The organism is Thermostichus vulcanus str. 'Rupite', assembly GCF_022848905.1.
Taxonomy (GTDB): Bacteria; Cyanobacteriota; Cyanobacteriia; order Thermostichales; family Thermostichaceae; genus Thermostichus; species Thermostichus vulcanus_A.
In genome coordinates, this window is record NZ_JAFIRA010000006.1 from 76686 (window position 1) to 92123 (window position 15438).

General features: G+C 56.2%; 13 protein-coding genes. 8 read left to right on the forward strand and 5 right to left on the reverse strand.

The window, feature by feature from the left end; all coding sequences use genetic code 11:
- The first annotated feature begins 29 nt into the window (after positions 1-29).
- The 3 genes from JX360_RS04160 to JX360_RS04170 all read left to right on the forward strand — a co-directional run bounded on the left by JX360_RS04160 (position 30) and on the right by JX360_RS04170 (position 6611).
- Positions 30-1913, forward strand: coding sequence for a DNA-directed RNA polymerase subunit gamma (locus JX360_RS04160; RefSeq protein WP_244349365.1), 1884 nt, complete (start codon positions 30-32; stop codon positions 1911-1913).
- A gap of 92 nt (positions 1914-2005) precedes the next feature.
- Entirely contained in the window at positions 2006-5908 is a 3903-nt protein-coding gene (locus tag JX360_RS04165; protein WP_279611229.1) for a DNA-directed RNA polymerase subunit beta', read from the forward strand.
- On the forward strand, positions 5892-6611 hold the full coding sequence (locus tag JX360_RS04170; RefSeq protein ID WP_244349336.1) for a uracil-DNA glycosylase: 720 nt from the start codon (positions 5892-5894) through the stop codon (positions 6609-6611). Before JX360_RS04165 ends, JX360_RS04170 begins: the two co-directional genes overlap by 17 nt.
- 26 nt (positions 6612-6637) lie before the next feature.
- Here the strand turns inward: JX360_RS04170 and tenA are convergent, their stop codons facing one another.
- From tenA to JX360_RS04185, 3 genes are all read right to left on the reverse strand, one after another.
- Positions 6638-7297, reverse strand: a complete 660-nt coding sequence (gene tenA, locus JX360_RS04175) for a thiaminase II (RefSeq protein WP_244349337.1) — start codon at positions 7295-7297, stop codon at positions 6638-6640.
- A gap of 111 nt (positions 7298-7408) precedes the next feature.
- Positions 7409-8434 (reverse strand): long-chain acyl-[acyl-carrier-protein] reductase, encoded by a 1026-nt coding sequence (locus JX360_RS04180; RefSeq protein WP_244349338.1) that lies wholly within the window; start codon positions 8432-8434, stop codon positions 7409-7411.
- Positions 8435-8577: 143 nt separating this feature from the next.
- Positions 8578-9309 carry an aldehyde oxygenase (deformylating) gene (locus tag JX360_RS04185; RefSeq protein WP_244349339.1) on the reverse strand — a complete coding sequence of 244 codons (732 nt, stop codon included), beginning with the start codon at positions 9307-9309 and terminating at the stop codon, positions 8578-8580.
- Between the two features lie 150 nt (positions 9310-9459).
- Here JX360_RS04185 and JX360_RS04190 point away from each other — a divergent pair, with 150 nt between their 5' ends.
- Positions 9460-9768, forward strand: coding sequence for a hypothetical protein (locus JX360_RS04190; protein WP_244349340.1), 309 nt, complete (start codon positions 9460-9462; stop codon positions 9766-9768).
- A 54-nt stretch (positions 9769-9822) separates the two neighbouring features.
- Here the strand turns inward: JX360_RS04190 and JX360_RS04195 are convergent, their stop codons facing one another.
- On the reverse strand, positions 9823-10317 hold the full coding sequence (locus JX360_RS04195) for a pentapeptide repeat-containing protein (protein WP_244349342.1): 495 nt from the start codon (positions 10315-10317) through the stop codon (positions 9823-9825).
- A 231-nt stretch (positions 10318-10548) separates the two neighbouring features.
- On the opposite strand from JX360_RS04195, the gene JX360_RS04200 reads away from it, so the two are divergent.
- From JX360_RS04200 to JX360_RS04215, 4 genes are all read left to right on the forward strand, one after another.
- Complete coding sequence (locus tag JX360_RS04200; protein ID WP_244349344.1) at positions 10549-10872, forward strand: gas vesicle protein GvpV; 324 nt, start codon at positions 10549-10551, stop codon at positions 10870-10872.
- Positions 10873-11075: 203 nt separating this feature from the next.
- Entirely contained in the window at positions 11076-12035 is a 960-nt protein-coding gene (locus tag JX360_RS04205; protein ID WP_244349367.1) for an ABC transporter substrate-binding protein, read from the forward strand.
- Between the two features lie 88 nt (positions 12036-12123).
- Positions 12124-12957: an ABC transporter permease gene (locus tag JX360_RS04210; RefSeq protein WP_244349345.1), complete on the forward strand. Its 834-nt coding sequence runs from the start codon at positions 12124-12126 to the stop codon at positions 12955-12957.
- Between the two features lie 7 nt (positions 12958-12964).
- On the forward strand, positions 12965-13747 hold the full coding sequence (locus JX360_RS04215; protein ID WP_244349346.1) for an ABC transporter ATP-binding protein: 783 nt from the start codon (positions 12965-12967) through the stop codon (positions 13745-13747).
- A gap of 18 nt (positions 13748-13765) precedes the next feature.
- Here the strand turns inward: JX360_RS04215 and purU are convergent, their stop codons facing one another.
- A complete protein-coding gene (gene purU, locus JX360_RS04220; RefSeq protein WP_244349347.1) occupies positions 13766-14614 on the reverse strand; it encodes a formyltetrahydrofolate deformylase in 849 nt (282 codons plus the stop codon).
- Positions 14615-15438: the final 824 nt, after the last annotated feature.

A 15438-nucleotide genomic window follows, 5' to 3' on the forward strand; every position in this document is an offset into this window, starting at 1 on the left:
AGCAGCAAGTCAGTCAGGAGCAAATCGCCATGGCGAGAACAGAGCAACGTTTTGATTACGTCAAAATTGGGTTGGCCTCTCCCGAACGGATCATGGAGTGGGGACAGCGGACTTTGCCTAACGGTCAGGTGGTGGGGGAAGTCACCAAACCAGAGACTATTAACTACCGCACCCTCAAGCCGGAGATGGATGGCCTTTTTTGCGAGCGCATCTTCGGGCCAGCCAAAGACTGGGAATGCCACTGTGGCAAGTACAAGCGGGTACGGCATCGCGGCATTGTCTGCGAGCGGTGCGGGGTGGAGGTAACCGAGTCACGGGTGCGTCGCCATCGCATGGGTTATATCAAGTTGGCGGCGCCCGTCACCCATGTTTGGTATTTGAAAGGGATCCCTAGCCACATTGCCACCCTACTGGATATGCCGCTGCGGGATGTGGAGCAGGTGGTCTATTTCAACGCCTACGTGGTGGTGGATCCGGGCAATGCCCAAAACCTCTCCTACAAGCAACTGCTGACAGAAGACCAATTCCTCGAAATTGAGGATCAGATGTACGAAGAGGGATCCGAGCTACAGCTGCCGGATCACTGGGCGATGATTGGGGCGGAGGCGATCGAGCGCCTGTTGATGGACATTGACCTGGAAAAAGAAGCCGAGCAGTTGCGGGAAGAAATTGCCAGTGCCCGTGGCCAAAAACGGGCCCGTCTGATTAAACGGCTGCGGGTGATCGACAACTTCATTGCCACCGGATCCCGGCCGGAGTGGATGGTGTTGCGGGTGATCCCGGTGATCCCACCGGATTTGCGCCCGATGGTGCAGTTGGATGGGGGGCGTTTTGCCACCAGTGACCTAAATGATCTTTATCGCCGCGTCATCAACCGCAACAACCGTCTGGCCCGTCTGCAGGAGATTCTTGCTCCCGAGATCATTATCCGCAACGAAAAGCGCATGTTGCAGGAGGCAGTGGATGCCCTGATTGACAATGGTCGTCGCGGACGCACCGTCGTGGGAGCCAACAACCGTCCCCTGAAGTCCTTGTCGGACATTATCGAAGGCAAACAAGGTCGCTTCCGGCAAAACCTGTTGGGCAAACGGGTGGACTACTCCGGTCGTTCCGTCATCGTGGTGGGCCCCAGTCTGCGCATGAACCAATGTGGCTTGCCCAAGGAGATGGCAATCGAGCTGTTTCAGCCCTTCGTTATTCACAAGCTGATCAAACGGGGCATTGTCAACAACATCAAAGCTGCCAAAAAGCTAATCCAAAGCAACGATCCGCAAATTTGGGATGTGCTGGAGGAGGTGATCGACGGTCACCCCGTGTTGCTCAACCGCGCCCCCACCTTGCACCGCCTCGGGATCCAAGCCTTTGAGCCGATCTTGGTGGAAGGTCGGGCCATTCAGTTGCACCCGCTGGTGTGTCCGGCTTTTAACGCCGACTTTGACGGCGACCAAATGGCCGTGCATGTCCCTCTCTCACTGGAGTCCCAGGCCGAGGCACGATTGCTGATGTTGGCCACCAACAACATTCTCTCTCCTGCCACCGGTACCCCGATCATCACCCCCAGCCAGGATATGGTGCTGGGTTGCTATTATCTGACTGCCGACAATCCACAGCAGCCCGCAAATGGGGAGCGCTACTTCTCCAGTCTTGAGGATGCCCTGATCGCCTACGACCGCGGTGCTGTGGATCTCCACGCTAAAGTGTGGGTGCGCTACAACGGCCCGATGGAACTGGGTAAGGGAGAAAAAGAGTCGGAGCCTGAGGTTACTGAAGAACCCGGCGGCATTCGCCTCAAGGTGACTAACTATCGCCGCATCCGCGAAGATCGCGACGGTAACATCCTCAGCCAGTACATTCGCACCACTCCAGGCCGGATCATCTTTAACAAAATTGTGCAGGAAGCCCTTTCCACCTAGTTGCAACCCCATTGTGCAGGACACGAAGGGATCCCTTCTCCTGTCACTGTCTGGCCCTATTGCCACCATCATCCAGTCATCATCGAGGAATCATGAGCGAAAAAGGACGACCTTCTGCTGACCTGTTGCGACAGGCTGCCGACGGCAACACCACTCCGCCCGCTGTGCCCTTTCGCAATTATCAAATTGGCAAAAAAGAGTTGCGTAGCTTGATTGCCTGGTCTTTTGCCCGCTATGGCACCGCCCGTACGGCCCAGATGGCCGATGCCCTGAAGGCGATGGGCTTCAAGTATGCCACGCAAGCAGCGGTGTCCATCAGCATCGAAGATCTGCGCGTCCCCCCCAGTAAGCGGCAGTTGTTGGCTCAGGCAGAAGCGGAAATTGAGGCGGCAACGGAGCGGTTTACCCGTGGTGAAATTACGGAAGTCGAGCGCTATCAGAAGGTCATCGACACCTGGAACCAAACCAACGACCAGATCAAAGACGAGCTGCTCAGCAACTTCAAGCAAAACGACCCTCTCAACTCCGTCTACATGATGGCCAACTCCGGGGCGCGGGGAAATGTGTCTCAGGTACGGCAGTTGGTGGGGATGCGTGGCCTGATGGCCAACCCACAGGGGGAAATCATCGACTTACCGATTAAAACCAATTTCCGCGAGGGCCTGACGGTTACGGAATACATCATCTCCTCCTATGGTGCTCGTAAGGGTTTGGTGGATACCGCGCTGCGCACCGCCGACTCCGGCTACCTCACGCGTCGTTTGGTGGATGTGTCTCAAGATGTGATCGTGCGGGAATCCGACTGCGGCACCGAGCAGGGCATTCTCCTGGAATACCTAATGGATGGGGACAAAGTGGTGGTGTCTCTGGAAGAGCGCCTGGTGGGACGTGTGCTGGCGCGGGATGTGCTACACCCGGAAACCCAAGCAGTGATCGCCCATCGCAACCAAGAAGTCGATCATGACCTGGCCAAAGTAATCGTCAATGCTGGCGTTCGTCAGGTGATGGTTCGTTCCCCCCTCACCTGTGAGGCCAACCGTTCCGTTTGTCGTCTCTGCTATGGCTGGAGCTTGGCCCATTCCCGTTTGGTGGATATGGGAGAAGCCGTGGGGATTATTGCTGCCCAATCCATCGGCGAGCCAGGCACCCAATTGACGATGCGCACCTTCCACACCGGGGGGGTGTTTACAGGGGAGGTGGCACGGCAGATCCGCGCTCCCTTTGCCGGCGTGGTCCGCTTTCCCAAAAGCTTGCGTACCCGCCCCTTCCGCACCCGTCATGGGGATGATGCCCTACAGGTGGAGGTGAACAACCAAATTACCCTGGAGGGATCCGATGGGCAGCAGGAAACTTTCGATGTGACTCAAGGCTCCACTCTGCTGGTTCGGGATGGAGCCAAGGTACAGGCTGACCAGATGATCGCAGAGGTGTCGCTGGCCAAGGCCAACCGCAAGAGCACCGAAAAAGCACAAAAAGAGGTGATTGCCGATCTGGCTGGAGAGATTCGCTTCGCTGATCTGCCCATCGAAGAAAAGACTGACCGCCAAGGCAACGTGACCTACACGGCCCAACGGCAGGGCTTGATTTGGGTGATGTCAGGCCAGGTGTACAACCTTCCCCCCGGTGCCGAGCCTGTGGTGCAGAACGGAGATGCAGTACAGGCGGGGGATGTGATTGCGGAAACCTCCCTAACAACGGAGCACGGCGGTGTTGTGCGGCTGCCGGAGCGTACCGACAGCAAGAGTGGACGGGAAGTGGAGATCATCAACGCTTCTGTGGTTCTGCACGAGGCACGGGTGCGAGTGGAGTCCCACCAAGGTCGGGAACAGTTTTTGCTGGATACGGCGGGTGGTCAAACCTTTGTTCTCAAAGCTACCCCCGGCACTAAGGTGGGCAATGACGAAGTGGTGGCAGAGCTGATCGAGAACGACTTCCGCACCCAAACCGGCGGCTTGGTCAAGTTTGCGGGCATTGAGGTGGCACGGCGGGGCAAGGCCAAACAGGGCTTCGAGGTGATCCGGGGGGGTACGCTGCTGTGGATCCCGGAGGAAACCCACGAAGTGAACAAGGACATCTCGCTGCTGAATGTGGAGGATGGCCAATTTGTAGAAGCGGGCACCGAGGTGGTGAAGGATATCTTTTGCCAAAATGCCGGCATCGTCGAGGTGATCCAGAAAAATGACATTCTGCGGGAGATCGTGATTAAACCGGGATCCCTGCATTTGGTGGAAAACCCCGTCGACATGGAGGTGAAGGATGGCACCTTGATCCAGCCAGGACAACAGGTGCTCAGTAGCATTGTTCCTGATCAACTGGTCTACTTGGAGCATGTGGAAACGCCCGAAGGGCCAGGGCTGCTGCTGCGTCCAGTGCAGGAGTACGAAATCCCCGACCAACCCTCGGTGCCCAGCCAAGAGTCCACCAGCGAGTCGGGCCGTTCCATCCGTCTACGGGCGGTGCAGCGCATCCCCTTCAAGGATGGTGAGCGTGTCCGGTCGGTGGGGGGAGTGGAACTGTTACGCACCCAACTGGTACTGGAGATCGACACCGATGCCCCGCAACTGAAGGCGGACATTGAGCTGATTCACGATGATGAGGATCCCGAGATCCGCCGCCTGCAACTGGTGATCCTGGAAACGCTGCTGCTGCGCCGTGATGTGGAAGCAGATCTGACTCAGGGCAGTACCCATACCCGACTGTTGGTCGGAGAAGGGGACAGCATTGGCACCGGAGCCGTGATTGCCCGCACGGAAATTCAGGCGAAGAAGGCTGGGATTGTGCAAGGGATCCGCCAAGGGGCGGAAGTGGTGCGCCGGGTTCTGGTGGTTACCGATGATGATCAGGTCAGTGTGCCCTTCACGGGCAGCACCACCCTGCAGGTGGGGGATCTGGTGCGGGCTAAGGATGAGATTGCGCCTGGGATCCCGTCTCCTGAATCAGGCCAAGTGATGCAGGTGTCTGAAGGACAACTGGTCTTACGCATGGCACGGCCTTATCTTGTCTCAGCTGGGGCCATCTTGCAGGTGGCGGATGGGGACTTGGTGCAGCGGGGAGACTCGCTGGCCCTGCTGGTGTTTGAGCGAGCCAAAACCGGGGATATTATCCAGGGTCTGCCGCGGATTGAGGAGCTGCTAGAGGCTCGCAAACCCAAGGAAATGTGTGTTCTGGCCAAGCGACCCGGTACTGTTCAACTGAGCTGGCGGGGGGAAGAGCCAGATCTAAAAATTATCGAGAGCGATGGCACGGTCACCGATTACCCGTTACTGCCCGGGCAAAACCTGATGGTGGCCGATGGACAGCCAGTGGAAGTGGGGGATCCCCTCACGGACGGCCCTGCCAATCCCCACGACATTCTGGAGAGCTATTACGAGTACCATCGCCAAACTCTTGGGGATGACCAAGCGGCTCGTTTGGCCTTGCGGGAGGTACAGCGCTTCTTTGTCAATGAGGTACAGAATGTGTACCGTTCCCAAGGGGTGGAGATCTCCGACAAACACATCGAGGTTGTGGTGCGCCAAATGACCTCGAAGGTGCGGGTGGACGACAGTGGCGATACCATTCTGCTGCCGGGTGAGTTGGTGGAGCTGCGGGAAATCCAGCAGACGAATGCCACTATGGCCATTACCGGTGGGGCTCCAGCCAAGTACACCCCCGTTTTGCTGGGGATCACCAAGGCCAGTTTGAACACCGACAGCTTCATCTCGGCGGCCAGCTTCCAGGAAACCACCCGCGTACTGACGGAGGCTGCCATCGAAGGCAAGTCAGACTGGTTGCGCGGTCTCAAGGAAAACGTGATCATTGGGCGCTTGATCCCGGCGGGCACTGGCTTTAGTACCTACGAAGAGATCGCTCCTGAACCGGAGCCTTACGAGGAAGAGGAACAGCAGGTGTTGCTGCCGGAGCTGCCACCGCGTCTGATTCTCGAAGATGACCAGCTGATCGACGACTCCACCCCTGCCTTTGATGACTTGGAGGAGGATGACGAGGACGAGTGATCCGCAAAGGGATCCTACTGCTCCATCTCAGGACTGGCTTGCCCTAGAGTCTGAAATCATCCAGTGCCGTCGCTGCCCACGCTTGGTCAGTTGGCGAGAGGAAGTCGCAGCCCGAAAAGTGGCCCGCTTTCGGGATCACACCTACTGGGGGCGGCCCATTCCTGGCTTTGGGGATCCCCGGGCGCGGTTGTGGGTGATTGGACTGGCGCCGGCAGCCCATGGTGGCAACCGGACAGGCCGGGTCTTCACCGGGGATCCCAGCGGGGACTGGGTCTTTCGAGCTTTGCATCGGGCTGGCTTTGCCAACCAGCCCACCTCCACCCATCGACAGGATGGCCTCCAGCTTAGGGATTGCTACATCTCGGCAGTGGTTCGTTGTGCGCCTCCAGAGAATCGCCCCACCCTGACAGAAACCAAAACTTGCTTGGGGTACCTGGCCCAGGAACTGAACGGGCTGGCTCAGGTGCGGGTGATCCTCACCTTGGGCCACTTTGCCTTTCAGCACACCCTGGCGTTGCTGGATCCCCCCAAACCTCGCCCCAAGTTTGCCCACAACCAAGTCACTGCCCTAGCAGAAGGGCGATATTTGCTCACCTCCTATCACCCCAGTCAACGCAATACGGCCACCAAGCTGCTTACAGAGCCGATGTTTGATGCGGTTTTTGAACAGGTGCGCAGGTTGCTCGCCCAGGGGGAGTCCTAGAGCTCCTAAAGCGGAGTCGGGAAAAGTTACCCTGGTAGCCAGGACTCCAGGCGATAGGCACTGTCCCAAAAAAGCCATTCCAAGCGGGAAGCAGTGACAAAGGCTGCCGTCATCTTCTCCCGCAGGGCTGCGGTGGTTTGCTCAGCTACCGATTCGGTAATGTCGATGGCCTGTTGTACCACCTGAGCAAATTCTTCACCGGCATAGGTATCAATCCACTGTTGATAAGGATTGCCAGGTTTGGCCATTTGATAGATTGCGGATCCCACCTCTCGGTAAATCCAAAAACAGGGCAGCACAGCGGCAATGGCTACCTCATAGGGATCCAGAGCTGCTGAAGCCAATAGGGAACGGGTATAGGTAAAACAGGCGGGGGCATAGGTGGTTTCTGGCTGGATGTCGTAGAGACGAAAATAGCTTTCGTGGAGGCTACGTTCGGCCACAATTGCTCCGATGGCGAAATTCAAAAAACTCACCACCTGCTCAGCCCCTTCCGACCGAGCTCCAATTAGACCCAAAGCCCGAGCAAAATCCGTCAGGTAGAGGGCATCCTGCTGCAAATAAAATTGGAACTGTGCGCGAGATAAGGTTCCAGCTGCCAACTCTTGGTTAAAAGGATGGGTCAAAATCTGCTGATAAATCGGTTGAATGGTCTGCCAAAGGTGGTCAGTAAAGGAATTGGACATAGTAAAAAACAACTTCCACAGGGTTACGGATTTTAGGGATCCCTCCTCATGAAAGGATGGGAACTTCTGGCTTGCCCAAAGCCCACAGGGATCCCGAGAAACTCTGGATTTTTAGGCTTCTGGCATCAACGGTCGGAAGCCATGCTTGCGGGAAAGCTGCCCGATCAAATCCAGCTTTTCTAAGGTAATCAGATTGCGGCCCCAACTGAAATTGGTGTGGAGTCCCTCGAACTCCAACAACATCGATTCGGCAAAACAGGCAAAAAGCTGGCGGGCCGGATTGGCCACATTGAGAAATTGCATGATGTTCCATTCGATGTCAAGGGAGTGCTCCACCATGCCGCCATCGATCACATAGACCCCCTGCCGTTGCAGGCTGGAAGCGATATTTTTCGGGTAGCCGCCGTCGATGATCACACAGGGATCCCGCAACACCTGCGGATTGAGAACCATGCCCTGATTCATACTCGCCACCCAAACAATGAAATCGGCCCGCGGGAGGGCATCCTCCACCGAACAGATCTCCCCCTGCTTGAGGTTGGCCTGCAATTCTTCCAGCCGTTGTCGATCCCGCGCCACCAACAACAATTTGCCCAGCTGGGTATGGGCTGCCAGCCATTGACAGATGGCACTGCCAATATCCCCACTGGCCCCTACCACAGCTACCGTCGCCGCCGCCAAATCCATAACATAGCGTTGGGCTGCCAGTTGCAACTGTTGACAGATGATGTAGGCAGTATGGGTGTTGCCGGTGGTGAAGCGCTGCACTTCCAGGTCGATATTGCGCACTCGCCGGAGGCTATCGAGGCGAAAATTCTCGAAAATGATGCTGCTAAACCCCCCCAGGGCGGTGATACTCAGCCCGCGCCGTTGGGCCAAAGCCATCGCATTGAGGATCTTCCGGCAGGCAGCTTTGACCCGTCCACCCGCCAACATTTCTGGCAAGAAGCAGGATTCGACGTATTGTCCGTGGATCTTTTGGCCAGTGATGCTGGTGACGGTGATCTCATCCACAACCTGAGGGGGAGCCATGCACCAAAACTCAAGATCGCTGTCCGCATATTCTGGGTAGCCCAGCTTGTCTGCCACCCGTTGTGCATGGGTAAGGCTGGTTAAGTGCCCGATCAGGCCGAACATAGAGGTTTACTCACTTGGATAATTCAATTCCTGGATCTCATCAGAACACGACCATGCCCTGAGGGGTAGGCTTTTTTCTAGATCTGGACTAACCACCCAATCCTTTTGCCTCATGCCAAACAGGGCAATGGGGTTAAAACCGGTCACGCAGTTCGTAATCCCTGGGCCGAAAGGCGCATCACTTCGCGGGTACTAAAGCCGATATTGGCCAAAGCCTCACCGTAGGCAATCATAAAATCTTCCACGATGGCTTCCCGATCCATATGGATGTTCTCCACATCCGCGTCCACCTGTTGCAGCATTTGCCAAACCAAAGGCAGGTTTTGCGCATTGGCCACTTCAATTTGTGCCTTAACCTCGGGGAAGTGCTCTCCCAACCAGCGTTCCCCAAAATTCAGGTGGAGATACTCATCCTTGACGACCCCTTCGGTGATCTTGCGAGCAAAATCATCAGCAACCGGGATATAGATGTTGTAGGCGGCAATGGCAAAGCACTCGATGATTAGAGACTGAATCACAAAGCAGGTCACCAAATCCCCAGCTGCCGCTGCTTTTTGGAAGTTGTTGTGCAACGGGGAAAAGAAGGCGCGGGCAAACTCCATATCCGGCTCCACCTGAAGGTTTTTGCCACAGGATTGGAAGCCTTTCATGTGGCGCAACTCCATCTTGGCCAGCTTGCGCAACTCATCCGCCGCCTCAGGCAGCATCTCCGCCAGTTTCAGATAGTTGTCGTTGGCTTCTTGTTCCCCTTCAATGACAATGCCGTTGATGCGTGAGTAGGCCTGCCGATAGACTGTACTGCTGTAATCAGGGGCGGTGCGAGCTTCTCCCGCCAAGGACTGGGGGCTGTTGGGCAGGACATTCGCTGGGGCCATACCGATGCATCTCCTCTTGGTTTTCTGACAATCATATCGATTCCTCCTTATTAGGATAGCCCCAGCTGGAGCGGAATCTGTCGGCTCCCTTCTGTTGAACGATTACAGTCTGGTAGGGTGGGGATCCAAGTGCCGTTTTGAGGCTGCTGCATGTCTGCTCTTGGGGATGGCCTGAACCAGTTGCGTCAGTTGCTTGTTCAGTTGGAGGATCAATCCATCGATCAGCCGATTGGCACTGGAGAAGAGGTGCTGGAGGCGATCGAGTTGGCCACCGCCTTTGAGTTGTTCGAGGCGGAGAGCAGCGGCTTATTGATGCAAATTGTGGCCAATCTCTGGGATCGGGTGCGGCAACAGGAGCTATCACCCGAGGAAATTCAGGTGGTATCGGAAAAAATGCGGGCAGTGGGTTATACCGATGCAGAAATTCAAGAGGCTCTGGATCTGGATCGGGAGGACTAGGTGGGTCGGAGTGCTGAGATCGCCCCATAATGATCCAGACCGATACATTGTGGGTTATTCCCGAAGCATCCCCAAGGATGCCGGGTCGATATCCGCCTCCATTTGGGTGGCTGCATCGTACCGGGCCTCACGCAGGTTGGCCAGTTTAAGCTTGCACTGGGTTAAGGTGGCCCCTTTTAGGTTGGCCCCGGTGAAGTTGGCTCCCGCCAAATCCACTGCACTGAGATCGGCCCCACTCAAATCTGCACCGATGAGATTGGCCCCGCGCAGGTTGGCCCCTTGTAACTGGGATCCCTGCAGTTGGGCCTTTTCCAAGGTAGCCAGTCGCAGGTTGGATCCCTTCAGATCAGCCCCACTTAAATCGGCACCGCTCAAGTAAGCTCGCTCTAGGTTGACTGCGGCCAGTTGGGCCTGTTTGAGCACTGCCCCACCAAGGTCAATCCCCGCCAGATCCGCCCCCTCCAGGTTGGCATCCGCCAGTTGGCTGCTGCTGAAGTCTCGCTCACCGCTGCTGTACCGTTGCAGCAGTTCTGCCACTGTTTCAGCCATTGTAGTTTCCTATGCCGGACGAATCGGATCGTACCCAGGAACGGGCTTGTCGCCAAGAGGTGCAGCTTTGCCAGGGATCCTCAGACGATTTCCGTCATGTCTATTTTGATGTTTCTGATGTTGTGTTTGCCGATTATCTCTCTAGACCCGCTGCTACGGCAGAGTTTGGCCTACCTTGTTGGGATGTGCGGTTAGGATGTGCGCAACGCCATTTCCCATGGGATCCTGATTATGAGTTTGCCCCGTGTGCCCCGCTCCCGTCCTCGCCCGAAGCTACGCTCGATCCCCCGCCGCAAAACCGAATCTGCCCTCTACGCTGAAATGCAGCAACTCACAGTCGAAAAGCAGCGGCTCCACCAAGAGTTGGAATCGATTCAAGAACGACAAGGGCAAATTCACGCGCGGCTCCAGGAAATCGACCAAGCCATGCAGAACCTGAAGCAAGATGCCGAAGCCTTCGTGGATTATTCCGAAGCGGAGCCTAGCTCTAAGCCAAAGCCAAGCAGCGTAAAACCGCAAGCTTCCCGCTTTCCACCCATGACCTTTGACTACTGATGGGAGAGGCGCTAAGGGGAAATCCGTAGCCAACTTAACAATCTGATGATCGGCTTCGGCAGACTCTGGAATCAACCCCTGCGAACGGTTTATTCTCAGTCTGGTTACCCCGCTGTTTACCCTGTAGGTTTATGACTTCTTTGCCATGGATCCCACGTCGCCGTCAGGTTTTGTCTTGGATGCTGGGCCTGCTGCCAACCCTTATGCTCGGGGGAACAACCCCTGCTTTTGCACAAACGCCGATTCAAATGGGCTACAGCAATTGGGCTGGATGGTGGCCGTGGGCGATTGGCGAGGAAGAGGGCATCTTCGAGAAAAATGGGGCCAATGTGCAGTTGCGCTGGTTTGATGGCTACGTGGAGTCGATGGAAGCCTTTGCCGCCGGACAATTGGATGCCAATACCCAGACCCTGAACGACACCATCTCCTTTGCACCAGAATCGGTGAATGGTCAGGTGGTGGTGCTGGTCAACGACAACTCGGCAGGCAACGACAAGATCATCGTTAGCGAAGAGATCAACACCATTGCCGATCTTGTCGGTAAGCGGGTGGCCGTAGAAGAGGGGGTGGTGAATGATTTTCTGCTAACCCTTGGCTTGGAACGGGAGGGGTTTTCTCGGGATGATGTGACGATTGTGCCGCTGGAAACCGGAGCCGCTGCTGCTGCGTTTGCCGCCGGACAGGTGGATGCCGTCGGCGCTTTCCCCCCGTTCTGGTTGACAGCCCTGGAGCGGCCCGGCAGCAAAGAGCTGTTTTCTTCGGCGGAGTTTCCGGGGGCCATTCCCGATTTGTTGGTGGTGAGCCAAAAGCTGATCGATGAGCAGCCAGATCAGGTGCAAGCCTTGGTGAATAGCTGGTTCGATATTCTGAAATTTATGGAGGAAAACCCGGAACGCGCAGACGAAATTATGGCCAGACGGGCCGGTGTCACCCCGGAAGAACTGCAACTGTTCAAGGATGGCACCCGTTTCTTCACGATTGAAGACAATCTGGAAGCCTTTAGCCCTGGCGAGGGAATGCAACACATGCCCTATGCCGCCGTGCAGATGACGGAATTTATGGTGGGGGTGGGCTTTATTCCGGCAGGACCTGAAGATTTGGAGGCGTTGTTCGATGACCGCTTTGTCCGTGCTTACGCAGAGTCGATCGGCGTTGGACAGTAATTCTGTTGATTTTGATTTTCGGTGATTCTTGGTACTTTCATTGTTGTGTTGAGACTGCAGGGATCCCTTCAGGAGATGAGAAAGTAGGATGCTAACAGCCCCGGTTGACTCTCCCCCCGCCCGCCCCAGTCTGCCCCCGACGGTGTTTTGGCGCATCGCGGAAGGGATCCCGCGCCCACTGGCGTTGCTGCTAATGGGGCTATCGGTGTTGGTGCCTTTTAGCTTGTGGTGGGGGTTATCGGTGTCGGGGTGGGTGCCACCGCGTTTTTTGCCTTCTCCCCCGCTGGTGTGGGCAGCCCTAATGCGCCTCTGGCGAGAGGGATTGCTATGGAATGACACGCTGGCCAGTTTTGGGCGCGTCAGCAGTGGTTTTCTGCTGGCAGCAGTGGTAGCGACCCCCCTCGGTATTGCCATGGGTGCCTTCGCCAGCATTCGTGCCCTGATCGAGCCGATTAGCGGCATTTTTCGCTATATGCCGGCCCCTGCTTTTACCCCGCTGTTGATCATTTACCTGGGGTTGGATGAAGCCCCTAAGATTGGCCTGATTTTCATCGGCACCGTCTTTTTCAACATGCTGATGATTATGGACGCGGTGAAGTTCATCCCCAAGGAGTTGATCGAGGCCACCTACACCCTGGGGGGACGGCGTTGGCAGGTGTTATTGCAGGTAATCACCCCCTACATCACCCCCAATATTCTCGATGCGTTTCGCATCAACATGGCGGCTTCCTGGAACTTGGTGGTGGTGGCGGAATTGGTGGCGGCCAATGAGGGACTGGGCAAGCGGATTCAACTGGCACAACGCTTTTTTAGAACGGAAGAGATTTTTGCTTGCCTGATTGTTTTGGGCTTAATTGGGTTTTTACTGGATTTGCTCTTGCGGCGTTTGGTGCGTTTGACTTGCCGTTGGGCGTTCTTGTGAGGTTGCCGTGCATTTGGAAGTGGTTGGCCTGAGCAAATCTTTCCCAAGCCGCCGAGGCCCTATCTTGGCTTTGGATGGCGTCGATCTGCACGTGGAGTCGGGGGAGTTTGTCTGTGTGGTAGGGGCTTCTGGCTCTGGCAAAACTACCCTGTTGCGCCTGATTGCCGGGTTGGATCAACCTAGCGGGGGATCCATCCGCGTTGATGGAGAGCCGGTGATCGGGCCGGGGGCGGATCGGGGAGTGGTGTTCCAGTCCTATACCCTCTATCCCTGGATGAACGTGGCGGAAAACGTCGGCTTTGGCCTGAAACTGCAGGGGGTAAAGCGACAGGAACGGGCGGCACGGGTGGACTATTTTCTGGAGATTGTCGGTCTGGAGCGCTTTGCCAAAGCTCTACCGAATCAACTCTCTGGCGGGATGAAGCAGCGGGTGGCCATTGCCCGCGCTCTGGCGGCCCAACCGAAAATTTTGCTACTGGACGAGCCCTTTGGCGCTTTGGATGTGCAAACCAAAGAGACGATGCAGGAATTTTTGCTGGATCTCTGGCAACGGACGCGCACCTCGATTTTGATGATCACCCACGATGTGGAAGAGGCGGTCTTTCTCTCCCAGCGCATTTACGTGCTCACTTCCCATCCCGGTCGCGTCAAACGGGAGATTCTGGTGAACTTGCCCAGCCAGCGGGACTACGGCCTCAAGCGTACTCCAGCCTTCCAAGATCTAAAGGATGAGATCATGGCCCTCCTGAGGGAACGGCCAGGGATCCCTTTGGGCAGCGCTACACCTTGAAGGAGTTGGGTCTGTTGCTTATGCAAACACCACCGTTTTGTTCTGGTAAACCAGGACGCGATTTTCCAGGTGATAGCGCACGGCCCGTGCCAGAACCACCCGCTCCATATCTCGGCCCTTGCGGATCAGATCGGCCACGGTATCGCGGTGGCTGACTCGCACCACATCCTGTTCGATGATCGGCCCTTCATCCAGATCTTCCGTGGCGTAGTGGGCTGTTGCGCCGATGATTTTCACCCCCCGTTGGTGGGCACGGTGGTAGGGATTGGCGCCGGCAAAAGCGGGTAGGGTGGAATGGTGAATGTTAATCACCGGCGGGGCTTGACGGAGCAGGGATCCGCTCAATACCTGCATGTATTTGGCCAACACCACCAGATCGATCTGATATTGCTGCAGAAGGGCGAGTTGTTGGGCTTCTGCCTCAGCTTTATGGTCTGGAGAAACGGGGATGTGGTGGTAGTCGATGCCGAAGGAGCGGGCTGTGGGTTCCAAATCCGGGTGGTTGCTGATGATCAGGGGGATTTCCGCCGGTAACTCCCCGGCCCGTTGCCGCCAAATCAGATCCAGCAGGCAGTGGGTTTGTTTGCTAGCCCAGAGGGCAATGCGGGGGCAGGCATCGGAAAAGTGTAGTTCCCAGTTGGCCTGGATCCCTCGGGCAATGCCAGAAAAAGCAGGAATGATTTCCGCCCGTTCCAGTTGGAAGCCCTGCAGATCCCATTCGATGCGGCTCAAGAACAACCCCGCTTCCGGATCCGTGTGGTGATCGGCATGGATGATGTTGCCGTCGTAGCTGTGGATGAAGGCGGAGAGCTTGGCGACCAACCCTTTTTGATCAGGGCAAGACACCAACAGGGTGGCACTGGGCATAGATGGATAAAGTTAAAAAGGCTCAACCTTTTCACCCTACGGCCTGGATTTGCTTGAGAGCAAGCGAACAGGGATCCCGACCCAGATACCCGCACCAGCCCACTGCGCCAAGAATCTTCTCCATCTCCCAAAAGGCGACTTCGACCTAACAAAGCCACCAGATGGGATCCCTGCTCGCCAGAACCCGGCGAGCCCTGGAGGTCAATATCTTGGATAGGCACAGAACTGCCACCATTTTGCTCTTGCAGCAGCCGACCATCCAACACCGAGGTCGTAGCATTCAGGCCGGTTCATCAGCTTGATGGCATTAATAATTTTCCTGCCTGATATAGCCCGACCAGAATTATCGGTTGGACCACCACGTCTTCTTCCCTGCAAGTAGACCTGAGATAATCCATGGCCGTTTGTGGCCTTTGAGGGATCACCTGTAAAGTTACAGCCCTTTGCGCCAAGGGCACGCTAGCGCGACCGCTAGTCACCTAGCATAGGGTCAATCCCCTTCGCGACAGCGGTGCGGAGCACTCTAGCCCTTTTAAAATCGATTATGGAAACTACCGTTGTTGTCGCAAACCCGTGTTCACTTTTGGGGTGGCGCAGCCTGCCGTAGGCATTGTTGCTAAGCAACGCTAATGCTACGCGACACGCGACTGCGGAGCATTAGAGGGCTGTAAGCTTAGAACGCTGACTCCCCCTTCATCTCTTCAATCTCCGAAACTACCGCACAGTAAGGTGCTCAGCTACCTACAATCAACTTTTGTCAGTCAAACAGCTATGGGGCATATCGAAAAATCCAGTGCTTATTGAGCTTATTGAGAGTACAAACA

What these genes read in the sequence shown, in the direction of transcription:
- JX360_RS04205 (WP_244349367.1), top strand. Translation starts at nt 11,076, where the DNA reads ATGCTCGGGGGAACAACCCCTGCTTTTGCACAAACGCCGATTCAAATG.
- JX360_RS04160 (WP_244349365.1), top strand. Translation starts at nt 30, where the DNA reads ATGGCGAGAACAGAGCAACGTTTTGATTACGTCAAAATTGGGTTGGCC.
- JX360_RS04185 (WP_244349339.1), bottom strand. Translation starts at nt 9,309, where the DNA reads ATGGCCCCAGCGAATGTCCTGCCCAACAGCCCCCAGTCCTTGGCGGGA.
- JX360_RS04165 (WP_279611229.1), top strand. Translation starts at nt 2,006, where the DNA reads ATGAGCGAAAAAGGACGACCTTCTGCTGACCTGTTGCGACAGGCTGCC.
- JX360_RS04170 (WP_244349336.1), top strand. Translation starts at nt 5,892, where the DNA reads ATGACGAGGACGAGTGATCCGCAAAGGGATCCTACTGCTCCATCTCAG.
- JX360_RS04195 (WP_244349342.1), bottom strand. Translation starts at nt 10,317, where the DNA reads ATGGCTGAAACAGTGGCAGAACTGCTGCAACGGTACAGCAGCGGTGAG.
- JX360_RS04210 (WP_244349345.1), top strand. Translation starts at nt 12,124, where the DNA reads ATGCTAACAGCCCCGGTTGACTCTCCCCCCGCCCGCCCCAGTCTGCCC.
- JX360_RS04180 (WP_244349338.1), bottom strand. Translation starts at nt 8,434, where the DNA reads ATGTTCGGCCTGATCGGGCACTTAACCAGCCTTACCCATGCACAACGG.
- purU (WP_244349347.1), bottom strand. Translation starts at nt 14,614, where the DNA reads ATGCCCAGTGCCACCCTGTTGGTGTCTTGCCCTGATCAAAAAGGGTTG.
- JX360_RS04200 (WP_244349344.1), top strand. Translation starts at nt 10,549, where the DNA reads ATGAGTTTGCCCCGTGTGCCCCGCTCCCGTCCTCGCCCGAAGCTACGC.
- JX360_RS04190 (WP_244349340.1), top strand. Translation starts at nt 9,460, where the DNA reads ATGTCTGCTCTTGGGGATGGCCTGAACCAGTTGCGTCAGTTGCTTGTT.
- tenA (WP_244349337.1), bottom strand. Translation starts at nt 7,297, where the DNA reads ATGTCCAATTCCTTTACTGACCACCTTTGGCAGACCATTCAACCGATT.